Source organism: Actinomadura opuntiae (assembly GCF_030283205.1).
Lineage (GTDB): Bacteria > Actinomycetota > Actinomycetes > Streptosporangiales > Streptosporangiaceae > Spirillospora.
The window spans coordinates 1-15,211 of record NZ_JASNWF010000010.1 but is presented as its reverse complement, the minus strand read 5'-3'; the positions used below and the strand labels follow the sequence as shown (position 1 = coordinate 15,211).

Annotated in this window: 15 protein-coding genes and 1 rRNA gene; 7 read left to right on the top strand and 9 right to left on the bottom strand. The window is 73.0% G+C overall.

The features are described from left to right. Window position 1 precedes the first annotated feature (1 nt). The 4 genes from QP089_RS22240 (at window position 2) to QP089_RS22225 (ending at window position 4,740) form a co-directional block, all read left to right on the top strand. Window positions 2-1,372, top strand: coding sequence for an LCP family protein (locus tag QP089_RS22240; RefSeq protein ID WP_285913678.1), 1,371 nt, complete (start codon window positions 2-4; stop codon window positions 1,370-1,372). Between the two features lie 110 nt (window positions 1,373-1,482). Beyond that, a complete protein-coding gene (locus QP089_RS22235) occupies window positions 1,483-3,000 on the top strand; it encodes an LCP family protein (protein WP_285913677.1) in 1,518 nt (505 codons plus the stop codon). A 109-nt stretch (window positions 3,001-3,109) separates the two neighbouring features. After that, window positions 3,110-4,177 (top strand): enolase C-terminal domain-like protein, encoded by a 1,068-nt coding sequence (locus QP089_RS22230; RefSeq protein ID WP_353070605.1) that lies wholly within the window; start codon window positions 3,110-3,112, stop codon window positions 4,175-4,177. Next, on the top strand, window positions 4,177-4,740 hold the full coding sequence (locus QP089_RS22225; protein WP_285913676.1) for a P-loop nucleotide/nucleoside kinase family protein: 564 nt from the start codon (window positions 4,177-4,179) through the stop codon (window positions 4,738-4,740). Before QP089_RS22230 ends, QP089_RS22225 begins: the two co-directional genes overlap by 1 nt. A gap of 100 nt (window positions 4,741-4,840) precedes the next feature. On the opposite strand, the gene QP089_RS22220 is transcribed toward QP089_RS22225, so the two are convergent. From QP089_RS22220 to QP089_RS22200, 5 genes are all read right to left on the bottom strand, one after another. Then, window positions 4,841-5,035 carry a hypothetical protein gene (locus QP089_RS22220; protein ID WP_285913675.1) on the bottom strand — a complete coding sequence of 65 codons (195 nt, stop codon included), beginning with the start codon at window positions 5,033-5,035 and terminating at the stop codon, window positions 4,841-4,843. A 112-nt stretch (window positions 5,036-5,147) separates the two neighbouring features. Continuing rightward, the gene (locus tag QP089_RS22215; RefSeq protein ID WP_285913674.1) at window positions 5,148-6,302 is read right to left on the bottom strand and encodes an acyl-CoA dehydrogenase family protein; all 1,155 of its coding nucleotides are present in this window, start codon (window positions 6,300-6,302) and stop codon (window positions 5,148-5,150) included. Beyond that, window positions 6,299-8,299: an acetyl/propionyl/methylcrotonyl-CoA carboxylase subunit alpha gene (locus QP089_RS22210; RefSeq protein WP_285913673.1), complete on the bottom strand. Its 2,001-nt coding sequence runs from the start codon at window positions 8,297-8,299 to the stop codon at window positions 6,299-6,301. Before QP089_RS22210 ends, QP089_RS22215 begins: the two co-directional genes overlap by 4 nt. Before the next feature lie 4 nt (window positions 8,300-8,303). Next, window positions 8,304-9,836 (bottom strand): acyl-CoA carboxylase subunit beta, encoded by a 1,533-nt coding sequence (locus tag QP089_RS22205; RefSeq protein ID WP_285914039.1) that lies wholly within the window; start codon window positions 9,834-9,836, stop codon window positions 8,304-8,306. A 56-nt stretch (window positions 9,837-9,892) separates the two neighbouring features. Beyond that, a complete protein-coding gene (locus QP089_RS22200) occupies window positions 9,893-11,788 on the bottom strand; it encodes an acyclic terpene utilization AtuA family protein (protein WP_285913672.1) in 1,896 nt (631 codons plus the stop codon). A gap of 99 nt (window positions 11,789-11,887) precedes the next feature. On the opposite strand from QP089_RS22200, the gene QP089_RS22195 reads away from it, so the two are divergent. Next, complete coding sequence (locus tag QP089_RS22195) at window positions 11,888-12,499, top strand: TetR/AcrR family transcriptional regulator (protein ID WP_285913671.1); 612 nt, start codon at window positions 11,888-11,890, stop codon at window positions 12,497-12,499. Window positions 12,500-12,514: 15 nt separating this feature from the next. On the opposite strand, the gene QP089_RS22190 is transcribed toward QP089_RS22195, so the two are convergent. Both QP089_RS22190 and QP089_RS22185 read right to left on the bottom strand, forming a co-directional pair. After that, window positions 12,515-12,658, bottom strand: a complete 144-nt coding sequence (locus tag QP089_RS22190; protein ID WP_285913670.1) for a hypothetical protein — start codon at window positions 12,656-12,658, stop codon at window positions 12,515-12,517. Between the two features lie 18 nt (window positions 12,659-12,676). Further along, window positions 12,677-12,937 (bottom strand): methyltransferase domain-containing protein, encoded by a 261-nt coding sequence (locus tag QP089_RS22185; RefSeq protein WP_285913669.1) that lies wholly within the window; start codon window positions 12,935-12,937, stop codon window positions 12,677-12,679. A gap of 55 nt (window positions 12,938-12,992) precedes the next feature. Here QP089_RS22185 and QP089_RS22180 point away from each other — a divergent pair, with 55 nt between their 5' ends. Together QP089_RS22180 and QP089_RS22175 are read left to right on the top strand one after the other, a co-directional pair. Next, entirely contained in the window at window positions 12,993-13,292 is a 300-nt protein-coding gene (locus tag QP089_RS22180; protein WP_285913668.1) for a YciI family protein, read from the top strand. 585 nt (window positions 13,293-13,877) lie between these two features. Then, the gene (locus QP089_RS22175; protein WP_285913667.1) at window positions 13,878-14,711 is read left to right on the top strand and encodes an SCO6745 family protein; all 834 of its coding nucleotides are present in this window, start codon (window positions 13,878-13,880) and stop codon (window positions 14,709-14,711) included. Here the strand turns inward: QP089_RS22175 and QP089_RS49130 are convergent. Next, a complete protein-coding gene (locus QP089_RS49130; RefSeq protein ID WP_512699682.1) occupies window positions 14,626-14,955 on the bottom strand; it encodes a hypothetical protein in 330 nt (109 codons plus the stop codon). The genes QP089_RS22175 and QP089_RS49130 overlap by 86 nt on opposite strands. Window positions 14,956-15,136: 181 nt before the next feature. Beyond that, window positions 15,137-15,211 (bottom strand): 5S ribosomal RNA (gene rrf / locus QP089_RS49035); the annotation flags it as partial.

Below are 15,211 nucleotides of genomic sequence, written 5' to 3'. Positions count from 1 at the left end.
CATGGTCGTGGAGGATCCGGCCGCCGCACGAGGCGGATCCGACGGGTCGGGCGGGTACAGCGGCACGGACGAGTACGGCGGCACAGGCCAGTACGGCGGCACAGGCCAGTACGGCGGCACAGGCCAGTACGGCGGGGGCGCGCGGGCCGGGCGGGAGCGGCGGAGCGGCTGGATCGGGCCCCGGCGGATGGCGGAGGCGCTGCTGATCGCGGCCGTCTCGCCGGTCCTGCCCGGGATCGCGCACCTGCGCGCGGGGCGGGTCCGCCTGGGCGGGGCGCTGCTCGGCGCGCAGGCGGCCGCGCTGACCGCGGTCGCGCTCGTCAGCGGGCGCTACCGGGCCCTGTTCCTGGAGCTGTCGGTGCGGCCGTCCTGGCTGCTGGTGCTGGTGGCGGCCTGCGTCGTCGTGGCGGGGCTGTGGGCGCTGCTGATCGCCCATTCGTACGCGGTGCTGGCCCCGGACGGTCTCGCCCCGCTGTGGCGGCTCGCCGGCGGCACGACCGTCTCGGTGCTGTGCCTGCTGGTGATCGTGCCGCCGCTGAGCCTGGCCCAGTACGGCTACGTGCAGCGCGAGCTGGTCCGGACGGTCTTCCGGGACGCGCCGGTGCCGTCCGCCGCCGTCCAGGCGGCCGCGCGCTCGGGCGACGCGGCCGGGTGGCCGGGCACGGCCCGCCTCAACGTGCTGCTCATCCGCTTCGCCCCCCGTCCCCCGCGGGAACCGGACCGCGTCGCCGCCGTCACCCTGGCCGGCGTCGACACCCGGACCGGGGACACGACGCTGCTGGGCCTGCCGCGCGGCCTGCGGCACGTCCCGGTGTGGTCGGGCGCGGGGCCGGTGCCGTTCCCGCCGGGACGCACCCTCGCGGCCGTCTACCGGGAGGGCGCCGCGCACCCGGAGCTGCTCGCGGCCGGCGGGCGCGTCCGGGATCCGGGCGCCGAGCTGCTGAAGCGGACGGTCGCCCACATGATCGGCCAGGACGTCCCCTACTACATGAAGATGGACGCGCGGGGGGCCGCCGAACTCGCCGGAACGCGTTCCGGCGGCGCGACTGCCAAGAAAGGATGCCCTTTTTGGGCAAATATTCGGGAAGCTGAGCCATTGACGGTGCTGAAGCGTTACCAGCGGCTCGCCCGGGTTCTCATCAATTCGGTAAACACCGACCTGCCCCGCCGGCTGCTCCCGCCGCTCGCCGGGCTCGCCGCCAAGATCGAGAAAGCCGAGATCACGAGCCTGCGACCCGCGCCGGGCAGGGCGTTCGCGGGCCGCGCCGACCACCCCGCGCTGCGCGCCCTGGCCGCCCGCGCGCCCGGCGACCCGGTGCCGCCGTCCCGCGCCCCGGCCGGATTGCCTATCCTGAGCGTGAGCTGCAACTGATCGACACCAGCTCGCATGCGGTCGACTCCCACGCAACCTTTGCCCGGTTCTGCGCGTCCATAATGTGAGCCAGGGGCTTAATTCACCATGGGTGGGGGACGGAGCGTTACATGTCGAGTCCATCGGCGGGCCGGCGCGCCCCGGCAGAGGACGCGGACCGTTCCCCGGGCGGCGCGGGAGGCCTGCCGCGCGCGCTGGCGCTGACCCTGGCGTCCGCGCTCGTCTGGGGCGTCGCGCACCTGGTCGCGGGCCGCCGGCTGGCCGGCGCGCTGCTGCTCGGCCTGTGGGTCGTGGTCGCGGCGACCGTGCTGGTCACCGTCACCGTGTACCGCTCCAGCCTCGTCCACCTGGCCGTCCGGCCGGACGAGCTGCAGTCCTTGGCGGGCGGCATCATCGTGCTGGGCGTGGTGTGGGTCGCCGTGGTGATCCGCTCCTACCTGGTGCTGCGTCCCGTCCGGCAGTCGATCAGCGCGCGGACGCTCGGCGCCGCCGCGGTCGCGGTGATGTGCTTCGCGGTCGCGGTGCCGGTCGCGTGGGGCGCGCACAGCACCTACGTGTACCGGGACGCGCTGACGAGCATCTTCCGCACCGGCAGCCAGAACGGCCGGCACATCGACACCTCCGACCCGTGGGACGGGCAGCCCCGGGTGAACATCCTGCTGCTCGGCGGCGACTCGGCCGCCGACCGGACCGGGGTGCGCACCGACAGCATGACCCTCGCCAGCGTCGACACCAAGACCGGCGACACGGTGCTGCTCAGCCTGCCGCGCAACCTGGAGAAGTTCCAGATGCCGCCCGGCCCGGCCCGCGACCGCTTCCCCTACGGCTTCACCGGCGACGGCCCGGAGAACCCGGGGCTGCTGAACGAGGTGTACGAGTACGCCGAGAACCACCCGGACGTGGTGCCGGGCGTGCCCCGGAGCCGCCGCGGCCCCGAGCTGCTGAAGGCCACCATCGCCGGGATCCTCGGGCAGCGGGTCGACTACTACATCCTGGTCGACATGTTCGGCTTCGCCGACATCGTGGACGCGATGGGCGGCGTGCGGATCAAGGTCACCCAGCCCATCCCGTACGGGCTGGAGGGCCAGGTGCTGCAGCCCGGCTACCGGACGCTGAAGGGCAAGGAGGCGCTCTGGTACGGGCGCTCGCGCACCGACAGCGACGACTACGTGCGGATGGGCCGGCAGAAGTGCCTGATGCGGGCGATCGCGCAGCAGGCCGACCCGCAGACCGTGCTCACCAGCTTCGACAAGCTCGCCGCGGCGGCCAAGCGGACGCTGTCCACCGACCTGCCGCAGGAGCTGCTGCCCGCGCTGATCAAGCTGTCCGGCAAGGTCAAGGACGGCGCGCAGATCAACAGCCTGCAGTTCGTCCCGCCGCTGGTCAACACCGGGAACCCGGACTTCGCGCTGATCCGCAGGCTCGCGGCCAAGGCGGTCGGCCCCGAGCAGGCGGGCGCGTCCGGCTCGCCGTCGCCGTCCGGCTCGCCGAACCCGACCGGCTCGTCCAACCTCGCGGCCAACGGCTCGCCGAGCGCGACACCGAGCGCGGGCGGCTCGCCGAGCCCGTCGGGCTCGCCCGCGCCGGAGAGCAAGCCGACGTCCCTCGCGGCGACCTGCCCGTCCTGACCCGCCCTTCCCGCCGCGCCGACGGCGACCCGGCGGCCCGGCGGTGTTCTGGCAGGTCCCGCGAGGGGGGATCATTGAGGGGAGAACACTTCCGACCACGAGAGGGCGGATGCGGGTGCCCCGGATCCTTGGCTGCGACGCCTTCCGCGTCGCGATGCCGCGCGGGCGGCGGCCGGAGAGCATTCTCGTCCGGCTGTCCGGCGGCGACGGCGCGGCGGGCTGGGGCGAGATGGCCGTCCCGACCGGGACGGCGAACCCCGGCCCCGGCTGGGCCGACATCGAGACGCGGATGGCGCCGGCGCTGATCGGGCTGGACTGGGACCGTCCCGAGGACGTGCGCGCCGCCGCCGACCTCGGCGCTAACGAGGCGGCCGCGGCGATCGACGTCGCCTGCTGGGACCTGTGGTGCCGGGCGAAGGGGCTGCCGCTGGCGCACGCGCTCGGCGGGACGCGGACGTCGATCGTCACCGGCGCGCGGCTCAGCCCCGAACCGATGCTGGACACGGTCGCGGGCCGCGCCAACCAGGCGGTCGGCGCGGGCCACACCCGCGTCACCCTGGCGATCCGGCCGGGCTGGGACATCGAGCCCGTCCGGGCGCTGCGGGAGGCCTATCCGGCGCTGGCGCTCGTCGCCGACGCCGGCCACGCCTACACCGACTCCCCCGAGCACATGGCGGTGCTGGAGGCGCTGGACGCCTACGGCCCGGTGGCGATCGAGCGGCCGTTCGCCGCCGGCGACCTCGCCGCGCACGCCCGGCTCCAGCTGCGGGTCGGCGCGGCGGTCGCCCCGGCGGTCGGCGACCTGGAGACCCTGGACGCGGCGATCACGCTGGAGGCGGGCCGCGCGCTGCACCTGCGGCTGGACCGGCTCGGCGGGCTGACGGCGGCGCGCAGCGCCCACGACCTGGCGTACGCGGCGGGCTGGGACGTGTGGTGCAGCGGGTGCGGCGCGTTCGGCATCGGGCAGGCGGCGGCGGTGGCGCTGGCGGCTTTGCCGGGCTGCACGCTGCCGAGCGACGTGTCGGATCCCGCGGGCGGCCCGGTGTTCGTGACGCCGCCGGTCCGCTCGTCCGGCGGGGTCGTCGGGGTGCCGCTGACCCAGCCGGGCCTCGGCCACGAGATCGACGAGGCGCGCATCGAGCGGCTGGCGACCCGGCGGATGCGGCTGCCGGCCTGATGCCCGCGGCCGTCTGGATCGTCGCCGGCCCGCCGGGCGGCGGCAAGTCCACGGTGTGCGACCTGCTGCTGGCGCGGCTGCGTCCCGTCCCGGCGCTGCTGGACAAGGACACGCTGTTCGGCCCGTTCGTCGCGGCGACGCTCGCGGCGCACGGCCGCGACCCGGGCGAGCGCGAGGGCCCCTGGTACGACGAGCACGTCAAGCGGCACGAGTACGCCGGGCTCACCGCGGCGGCGCGGGAGATCCGCGGCCACGGCTGCCCGGTGCTGCTGAGCGCGCCGTTCACCGGGCAGATCCGCTCCCCCGCCCGCTGGGCGGAGTGGGTGGACGCGCTCGGCGGCCCGCAGGTGCGGCTGCTGTGGATCCGCACGGACGCCGCCACGCTCCGGCACCGCCTGGAGGAGCGCGGCCTGCCCCGCGACGCGGGGAAGCTCGCCGGGTTCGAGGCGTTCGTCGCCCGGATGCGCCCGGAGGAGCCGCCGCCCGTGCCGCACACGGCCGTCGACAACCGCCTGGCGGCTCCGCGCTCGCTGGAGTCCCAGCTCGACGCGCTGCTCGCCTGAAGGACGGGCCGGTCCGGCGGGGACCGCGCGGTCCCCGCCGGGAGGCCTGGCCGCGGTCCGCCGCGCCCTGGACGGACGGGCGGGCGGACGCGGCGCGGCCTCAGTCGTTCACGTTGATATTGATGTTGGTGTTGTCGTTGTCACCGCAGCAGTGGTGGCAGCCCCCCGCGAGCGCCATCGGCGCGGCGGCGGACGTGGCGGACGCGGTGGTGGCCGACGCGGCCGAGGTGAGGCCGAAGAAGCCGGCGAGGAACGCGGCGGCGGTCAGGATCAGAGCCGAGAGAAGCTTCCGCATGATCATCCCTTTCGTTCGTTATGCGGCGGTCGCCTCGCGTTGGTCCCCGTCCCGTGACTCCATGTAACTCAGCTATCACCATAAGTGGGCAAAGTGTGCGGCGCCGGCCGGGTCAGTACGACTTGGGCAGGCCCAGCGAGTGCTGCGCGACGAAGTTCAGGATCATCTCCCGGCTGACCGGGGCGATCCGCATCAGCCGGACGACCCCGGCCAGCATCCCGACGCCGTACTCGGTGGTGAGGCCGTTGCCGCCGTGGGTCTGGATGGCCTGGTCGACGCAGTGGATCGCGGCCTCGGCCGTCGCGTACTTGGCCATGTTCGCGGCCTCGCCGGCGCCCATGTCGTCGCCCTCGTCGTACAGCCAGGCGGCCTTCTGCCCCATCAGCCGGGCCAGCTCCAGCTCGATCTTGGCGGCGGCGAGCGGGTGCGCGAGGCCCTGGTGCGCGCCGATCGGCGTCCTGAACACCTGCCGGTCCTTGGCGTAGGCGATGGCCTTGCCGAGCGCGAGCCGGCCGATCCCGGCGCCCATCGCCGCCGCCATGATCCGCTCGGGGTTGAGGCCGGCGAACAGCTGCAGGAGGCCGCCGTCCTCGTCGCCGACGAGCGCGTCGTAGGGCAGCCGGACGTCGTCGAGGTGGCAGATGAACTGCTTCTCCGGCGACACGATCTCCATGTCGATCGGCGTGAAGGTGAAGCCGGGCGTGTCCGTCGGGACGATGAACAGCGACGGCCGCAGGTTGCCCTTCTGGTCCTCGGTGCGGCTGACGAACAGGACCGCGTCGGCCTCGTCCACGCCGGAGATGAACGTCTTCTGCCCGTTCAGGACCCAGCCGTCGCCGTCGCGGCGCGCGGTGGTGGTGATGCGGTGGGAGTTGGACCCGGCGTCCGGCTCGGTGATCGCGAACGCCATCTTCACCGACCCGTCGGCGAACCGCGGCAGCCAGTGCTTCCGCTGCGCCTCGGTGCCGGACCGGGCGATGATCGTCGCGCAGATCGCCGGGGAGACGACCATCAGCAGCAGCGGGCAGCCGGCCGCGGCGAGCTCCTCGCACACCGCGGCGAGGTCGCCGATGCCGCCGCCTCCGCCGCCGTACTCCTCGGGGACGTTGACGCCGAGGTAGCCGAGCCGTCCGGCCTCGGCCCACAGCTCGTCGGTCTTCTGCCCGGCCTTGGCCTTCTCCACGTAGTAGGAGGCGCCGTACTTGGCGCCCAGCTCGGCGACGGCCGCGCGCAGGGCCTGCCGTTCCTCGGTCTCGACGAAGCTCATTCGGGGGTTCCTTCCACGGAGATGACGGCGAGGACGGCGCCGGACTCGACCTGCCGTCCGGCCTCGACGTTCAGTTCGGCGACGGTCCCGGCGGCGGGGGCGGCGATGCGGTGCTCCATCTTCATCGCCTCCAGGACGACCAGGGTCTGGCCCTCGGCGACGGCGGCGCCGGGCTCGGTCTCGACCCGCACGACCGTCCCGGGCATGGGGGCGAGCAGGGAGCCGGGCGCGACCTGCGCGCTGGGGTCGGTGAAGCGGGGCAGGGCCCGCAGCGTCACGGGGCCGAGCCGCGAGTCGACGAACACGCCGTCTCCGGCGGTCGTGACCGTGAAGGTCTCGCGCAATCCGTCCCGGTCGAGGACGACCCGGCCCGGCTCGGCGCTCACCAGCGCCGTGCCCGGGCAGAGCTCGCTGACCAGGCCGTCGCGGCCGAGGCGGTAGTCGACGTCGATCGTGCCGTGCGGGCCGTCGAACGACCGGCGCTGCGGCTGCGAGCGGACGTTGCGCCACCCGGACGGCAGCCCGCCGAGCACCCCGGCGGACGCCCGCTCCCGCACGGCGGCGGCGAGCGCGGCGGCCAGCGCGGACAGCGCGACGGTCTCCTCGCCGGCGAGCGGCGCGGCGAGGACGTCCAGGCCGACCCGGTCGAGGTAGCCGGTGTCGGTGTCGCCGGCCAGGAACGCCGGCTCCTCCAGGATGCGCACCAGCAGGTCGCGGTTGGTGGTGAGGCCGTGGACGCGGGCGCCGCGCAGCGCCGCCGCCAGGCGGCGTGCGGCGGCCGCGCGGGTCGGGCCCCAGGCGATCACCTTCGCGAGCATCGGGTCGTAGTGAACGCCGACCTCGCTCCCGCTCTCCACTCCGCTGTCGAGCCGCAGCCCGTAGAGGGCGGGGAGCACCTGGTCGGTCTCCCCGTGGGCGGCGGGGACGGCGAACTCCGCGTCCACGCCCGGCACCTCGAAGGTGTGCAGGGTGCCGCTCGCCGGGCGCCAGTCGTTGGCCGGGTCCTCGGCGTACAGGCGGACCTCGATGGCGTGGCCGCGTGGCTCCAGGTCGTTGCGGGCGAGCGGCGCGCCTTCGGCGCACTCGATCTGCATGCGGACGAGGTCCACCCCGTACACGCACTCGGTGACGGGATGTTCGACCTGGAGGCGGGTGTTGACCTCCAGGAAGAAGAACCGGCCGTCCGGCGCGAGCATGAACTCGACCGTCCCGGCGCCGATGTACTCGATGGCGCGGGCCGCGTTCTCCGCCGCCGTGCAGAGCGCGTCGCGCAGCTCGTCGCCGACCGCCGGAGAGGGCGCCTCCTCGACGATCTTCTGGTGGCGGCGCTGGATGGAGCATTCGCGTTCGCCGATCGCCCGGACGGCGCCGTGCGCGTCCGCGATGACCTGCACCTCGATGTGGCGGGCGTTCTCCAGCAGCGGCTCGCAGAACACGGTCGGGTCGCCGAACGCCGACTCGGCCTCGCGGCGGGCGCCGGCGACGGCGTCCGGCAGCTCGTCGAGGGCCCGGACGACCCGCATGCCGCGTCCGCCGCCGCCCGCGGACGCCTTCACCAGCAGCGGCAGGTCCGCGGCGGTGACCTGCGCGGGGTCCAGTTCGGGCAGCACCGGGACCCCGGCCGCCGCCATCAGCTTCTTCGCCTCGATCTTGGAGCCCATCGCGGCGATCGCGACGGGCGGCGGTCCGATCCAGGTCAGGCCCGCGTCGACGACGGCCTGCGCGAACGCGGCGTTCTCCGACAGGAACCCGTAGCCGGGGTGGACGGCGTCGGCGCCGGCGCGGCGCGCCGCGTCCACCACCGTCCCGGCCGCGAGGTAGGTCTCGGCGGGCGACGCGCCGGGCAGCCGCACCGCCGCGTCGGCCTCCCGGACGTAGGGCGCGCCGGCGTCGGGGTCGGAGTGGACGGCGACGGTCCCGATGCCGAGGTCCCGGCAGGCCCGGAAGACCCGGCGGGCGATCTCGCCGCGGTTGGCGACCAGCACAGTCTTGATCATCAGCTCACATCCGGAAGACGCCGAAGCCGTCGGCTCCGCGCACGGGCGCGTTGTGGACAACGGACAGGCACAGGCCGAGGACGGTGCGGGTGTCGCGCGGGTCGATCACCCCGTCGTCGTAGAGCCGGCCGGACAGGAAGAACGGCAGCGACTCCGCCTCGATCTGCGCCTCGACCAGCTCGCGCATCGCGCGGTCCTGCTCCTCGTCGTAGGCCTGGCCGCGGGCCTCGGCGGCCTGCCGCGCGACGATCGACAGCACGCCCGCGAGCTGTTGCGGCCCCATCACCGCCGACTTCGCGCTCGGCCAGGTGAACAGGAACCGCGGGTCGTACGCGCGGCCGCACATGCCGTAGTTGCCCGCCCCGTACGAGGCGCCCATGACGATGGTGATGTGCGGGACCTTGCTGTTCGCCACCGCATTGATCATCAGGGCGCCGTGCTTGATGATGCCGGCCTGCTCGTACTCCTTGCCGACCATGTAGCCGGTGGTGTTGTGCAGGAACAGCAGCGGCGTGTCCGCCTGGTTGGCGAGCTGGATGAACTGCGCGGCCTTCTGCGCCTCCGCGCCGAACAGCACGCCCTGGGCGTTGGCGAGGATCCCGATGGGGTAGCCGTGGACGCGCGTCCAGCCGGTCACCAGGCTCGTCCCGTACAGCGGCTTGAACTCGTCGAACTCCGAGCCGTCAGCGATCCGGGCGATCACCTCGCGCGGGTCGAACGGGACCTTCAGGTCCTCGGGGACGATCCCGGCCAGCTCCTCGGCGTCGTACAGCGGCTCGCGGACCGGGCCGGGCGCGGGGCCGAGCTTGCGGTGGTTGAGATTCTTGACGATCTGGCGGCCGATGCGCAGGGCGTCGGCCTCGTCGGCCGCCATGTAGTCGGCGAGGCCGGACGTGCGGGCGTGCATCTCGGCGCCGCCGAGCTCCTCGTCGTCGGCCTCCTCGCCGGTCGCCATCTTCACCAGCGGCGGCCCGCCCAGGAACACCTTCGCGCGCTCCTTGACCATGACGACGTGGTCGCACATCCCCGGGATGTACGCGCCGCCGGCGGTGGAGTTGCCGAACACCAGCGCGATCGTCGGGATGCCCGCGGCCGACAGCCGGGTCAGGTCGCGGAACATCCGGCCGCCCGGGATGAAGATCTCCTTCTGCGTCGGCAGGTCCGCGCCACCCGACTCGACCAGGTTGATGACGGGCAGCCGGTTCCCCAGCGCGATGTCGGACGCCCGGAAGCTCTTCTTCACCGTCCACGGGTTGCTGGATCCGCCGCGCACCGTCGGGTCGTTCGCCACGATTATGCATTCGACGCCCTCGACGACGCCGATGCCGGTGACGACGCTCGCGCCGACGGGGAAGTCGCTGCCCCACGCGGCGAGGGGGCTCAGCTCCAGGAACGGCGAGTCGGGGTCGAGCAGCAGCTCGATGCGCTCCCTGGCCAGCAGCTTGCCGCGCTTGCGGTGCCGGGTGAGGTACTTCTCGCCGCCTCCTTCGAGGGCCTTGGCGTGCTCGGCGTCCAGCGCCGCCAGCTTCTCCAGCATGGCCGCGCGCCGCTCCCGGTACTCCGGGCCGCCGGTATCGAGCGTGCTCTTGAGCGTCAACGGACTCCCTCCGGTTTCTGGGTGCTCTCCGAGGCCGCGGTCGTGTCCTCCTGGCCGAGAACGGATTCGGGGACGTCGACGAGGCGGGCCCGGAGCCACTCCCCCAGCGCCTTCCCCTGCGGGTCGAACCGGGTTGACGCGGACACGCCCTCCTGGAGCAGTCCCTCGATGACGAAGTTGACGGCGCGCAGGTTCGGCAGGACGTGGCGGTGGACGCGGTGGTCGCGGGTCTCGGGCAGCAGCTCGTTCAGTCGCTCGACGGTCAGGAAGGGCTCGAGCCACCGCCACTGCGCGTCGGTGCGGGCCCAGACGCCGATGTTGGCGTCCCCGCCCTTGTCCCCGCTCCGCGCCCCGGCGACCCGTCCCAACGGCACCCGGACCTCGCTTCCGGGCGAAGCCGCAGCAGGCACCGGGACCTCGCCTTGCGCCGCGAGCCGGGAGGGCGGGTTTTCCACAGAACGTGGTTCGCCTTCCGCGCCCTGACCTGCGGGCTGGACACTGGAAGTGGGGTCGCCCCCCTGGGCGGGCGGGGGTTGTTTCTCGGCAACGTCAACGTCCGGTTCCGCGACCACCGGAGCCGGAGGGATCGGTACCCGCGCATCATCCGGCAGGACGGCGACGTGCTCGACTTCCCCATTCGGCACGAACGCCGGCTTGTACACCCCGTACGGGCTGCCCTTGCCGGGCGGCGACGTCATCGTGAACCCGGGGTATCCGGCCAGCGCCAGCTCCACCACCGCGCCGCTGAACCGACGCCCCACCTTTTCCGCGTCCGGGTCGAGCACGGCGCATCGCAGCAGCGCCGTCGCCTCGCCCTGCGTGGCGGGGTCGGGCTTGGCGCCGCCGACGAGCGTCCATTCGACGCGGGCAGGCGGCGCGTCACCGAACGCCGCTTCCAGCTGGGCGCGCGCGAACGCGGCCTTGGCCTCGATCCCGAGCCCGGTGAGGACGAACGTCATCTCGTTGCGGTGGCCGCCGAGGTGGTTCAGGCACACCTTTGTCGTGGCGGGCGGCGGCGAGCCCTCGACCCCGCTGATCCGCACCCGGTCGGGGCCGTCCTCCGCCAGCCGGACGGTGTCGAAGCGGGTGGTCACGTCCGGGCCGGCGTAGGCGGGCGCGCCGATCTCGTAGAGCAGCTGCGCGGTGACGGTCTCGACGGTCACCGCACCGCCCGTCCCGGGGTGCTTGGTGATCACGCTGGAGCCGTCGGCCTGGATCTCGGCGAGCGGAAAGCCCAGTGGCTTTACATTGTAGATTTCTTCGAAGAAGGCGTAGTTGCCGCCGGTCGCCTGCGCGCCGCACTCCAGGACGTGCCCGGCGGCCGCCGCGCCGGCCAGCGCGTCCCAGTCGTCGCGCGCCCACCCGAAGTGCGCCGCCGCCGGGCCGACGACCAGCGACGCGTCCGTCACCCGCCCGGTGACCACCACGTCCGCACCGGCCCGCAGGCATTCGGCGATCCCCCACGCGCCCAGGTAGGCGTTCGCGGTGAGCGGATCGCCGTACCGCGCATCGGAAAGCCCCAGCTCACCGGCGCGGGGCAGCAGGTCGTCGCCCTCGACGTGCGCGATCCGGACCTCGACGCCGAGCCGTCCGGCCAGCTCGCGCAGCCGGTCGGCCAGCCCGCGCGGGTTCAGCCCGCCGGCATTGGTGACGATCTTGACGCCCCGCTCGGCGGCGAGCCCGAGGGACTCCTCCATCTGCCGCAGGAACGTGGAGGCGTACCCGGCGCCGGGGTCCTTCAGCCTGCCCCGGCCCAGGATCAGCATCGTCAGCTCGGCGAGATAGTCGCCGGTGAGGACGTCGAGCGGCCCGCCCTCCAGCATCTCGCGGACGGCCGAGAAGCGGTCGCCGTAGAAGCCGGAGGCGTTGCCGACCCGCAGCGGTTGGCTCATGGCTGAACCCTGCCAGCCCGCCCTGAAAAAATCAATCGCGCTTGATTGTTTCAGTGCCGCTTTGGTTGACTGGACAGTCCCACCGATCCCGAGGACACGATGACGACGCAGGCCGCTCCCCGCGAACCGCAACAGGACCGCAGCCGGGCCACCCGGCAGCGCCTCCTGGAGGCGGCCGTCGACTGCCTGGCGTCCATGGGCTGGGCCCGCACCACCGTCGCCGTCGTCGCCGAACGCGCCGGCGTCTCCCGCGGCGCCGCGCAGCACCACTTCAGGACCCGCGAGGAACTCGTCACCGCCGCCGTCGAATACGGCACCGAGGTGCGCATGGACCAGATGCGCGACCGGCTGGACGCCCTCGCCGACCGCCGCCCGTCCACCCTCGACGTCGTGACGCTGCTCGGCGAGATGTACACCACGCCGCTGTTCCGGGCCGCCCTCCAGCTCTGGGTCGCGGCCAGCTCCGACGAGCAGCTGCGCGCCCAGGTCCTGCCGCTCGAGGCCCGCGTCGGCCGCGAGGCGCACCGCCTCACCGTCGAGGCGCTCGGCGCGGACGAGTCGGTCCCCGGCGTCCGCGAGACCGTCCAGGCCACCCTCGACCTCGTTCGCGGCCTCGGCCTCGCCGACCTGCTCACCGACGACTCCGCGCGCCGCACCCGCCTGCTCCGCCAGTGGGCGACAACCCTCGACATGGCCCTCGCCTCCCGCTGAAACCCCGCGCCAGGATCACACCGCCAGCTCCCGCAGCGGGTCACCGCCATCGACAAAGACGCGGCCTCCCGGAGCCAGCACGGCGGCGATCCGGCGCACGGCCTGACGGCCGGCCTCCGGATCGCGGCCGTCGAGCGCCCCGACCCGCACCGCGAACACCAGGTCGAACGGCGCCTCCTAAGGCCCCAGCACGAACTCCTCGATCGCCGCCTGCCGCACGCTCATCCGCCCGGACACGATCTCGGCGGACGACGCCGCACGTGCCTGCGCGACCGCCTTCGCCGACCGGTCGATCGCCACCACATGGCCGGTGTCGAGCCTGCTCGCGACAGCGCGCGCCGCCGCGCCCGGCCCGCAGCCGATTTCCAGCACCCACATGTCCGGCGCGAGCGGCAAAGCCGCCACGAGCGCGGCGAGACGCGGAGAGAGCGGCGGCATGGCCCGACCGTAATGCATCATGGCGGTCCCGATACACCACACGGAAAGGACAGGAATGCTGCATCTGCTGCGGTTGGAGTACACGGAGTCGGAGCAGGCGGCCGAGCCCCACATCAAGGATCACGTGGCGTTCCTCGACCGGCACCACGCGGTCGGCACCTTCCTGGTCTCCGGCCAGACGGTCCCGTCCGACGACGGCGGCCTCATCATCGCAGCAGGCGTCGACCGCGCCACCGCCGAAAAGATCTCCGCCGAGGACCCGTTCGTACGCGCCGGCGTCGGCCGCTACACCATCACCACGATCACCCCCGCCCGCACCCACCCAGCCCTCACCGACCTCCTACCACCAAAATGACCACCAAATCTCCGGTACATCTCCCACCGGCCCGGCGATTCACCGCACCCTGGCTCTAAAGCCCTTTCGGCGAAGCGGGTACCTACCGCCAGGTCCCAATGGGATAGCAAGCACGGTCATAGCCGTCAGCCGCCAAGCGCTCCGACTCCTGGTCCAGTAATTAGTCAGCGATCCAGCGTTCCGAGCAGGGGCACGATCAGGCAGGACATCAAATCGGTCCGCGACGTTGCACCCGGCGGTCGAACGGTGGGTGTAGGCCAGCAGGCGCAATCTTGGGCGCGCCCGAAGCGACCACCTCGCGCGTGAACATGTCGATCATGTACCCGTCGTCGGGCACCGCGGTCGCGTGGCACTCCCCCATGTGGTCGGTCAGTACGGATCCGGGGATCCGCGATGTGGGCAGGAACCGAGTCTGGCCCAGCCACCAACCAGATCACGGCGGCCGAGCGGCGACCGAGTCCGTGTGGCACCCCGAGGCTTCCAGACAGAATCGACGAGAGTTGTCGGATCCGGGCCGCGCTGTTCGTAGCAAGAGTGAGAGGCCGCCCACGAGGGCGCGGCCGCGACCACAGGAGGTGCCGACCGATGCCGCACCCACAGGCCAAGGTCCACCGCATGTTCGAGCTCATCGAGCCGATCGCCACCGTCACCTTCTCCGAGGTGCCGAACGAGGCGTTCCTGGCACTCGGCATGCGCAACTACTGGGACGGATACTTCGCAGGCCGGGCCGCGCCGCTGGGACTGGCACCGGCCGAGGTGGTCCACGCGGTCTTCTACAACTTCGCCGACGGCGAGGTGGCGCGCCACATCCCGTGGGTCTGGGGGAAGATCACCCCGCAGGAGGCGATCGCCGTGCGCGAGCGGAGCAGCGCCACCGCCCTGCGGCAGATGATCGGGGAGCTCGCCGACTCCCCCGCTCTGGCGCAGGTCGCCGACCTTGCCGCCCGAGCAGCGGTCAGTGCGCCGACCGAGGGCCGAGCGCTGTACGCCGGGCTTCGGGCGCTCGAGGTTCCCGAGGAGCCGGTGGCCAGGCTCTGGCATGCGACGACGCTGCTGCGCGAGTACCGCGGGGACGGCCACAACGCCGCCCTGGTCGCCCACGGCATCGGCGGCACCGAGGCCCACGTCCTCCTCGCCCTCTCCCTCGACATGAGGGCCGAGGAGTTCGGCCGGATCCACCACCTGCCCAAGGCGCAGCTGGCTGCTGTGATCGACGGGCTGCGCGGCCGCGGTCTCGTAGACGCCGCGGGCGGGTTCACCGATGCCGGGCGGGAGACCAAAGAGCGGATCGAGGCCCTCACCGACGAGCTGGCGGCGCCGCCGTACGACGTACTCAGCGCGGCCGAGCTCGACGAGCTGATCGCGGGCCTCGAGCCGATCGCCGCCGCGGTCGAGACCGCGGTCGCGGCCGTCGACTGAGCGAGCGCATGCGGGCGACGGCCACGACCCACAGCTCGGCCACCGAGCTGAGCAGGTCATCGCGCGGGATCACCCGCACGGCAAAACCGAAGGCGCCACCGCGATACAGCACGATGGTCCATCGAAACTGGCAACGACCGCCGTGCTGGCTCTCAACAAGGTCGAGAGCCAGCACGGGGACGTCGGTGAGCACATCGTTGCTGCCGACCTTGCCATGAAGGCCCTGGACAGTCGTCAAGGCCATCCGGCCGGCAGCTTGCCGGCCACCGATCCTTGGGATGCCTCGAACCGTTCTACCCCGGGCCGGCTAATGCGAGTTGCTGATACCCCTGCCGAAGGTAAGCAACCCGAATATACGGGCCGACAGCAGAGCCTAGAAATGCGGAAGGCCCCGCCGAAATTCGGCGGGGCCTTCCATAATATGAGTCCGGCGGTGTCCTACTCTCCCACACAGTCTCCCATGCAGTACCATCGGCGCTGAAGGGCTTAACTTCCGGGTT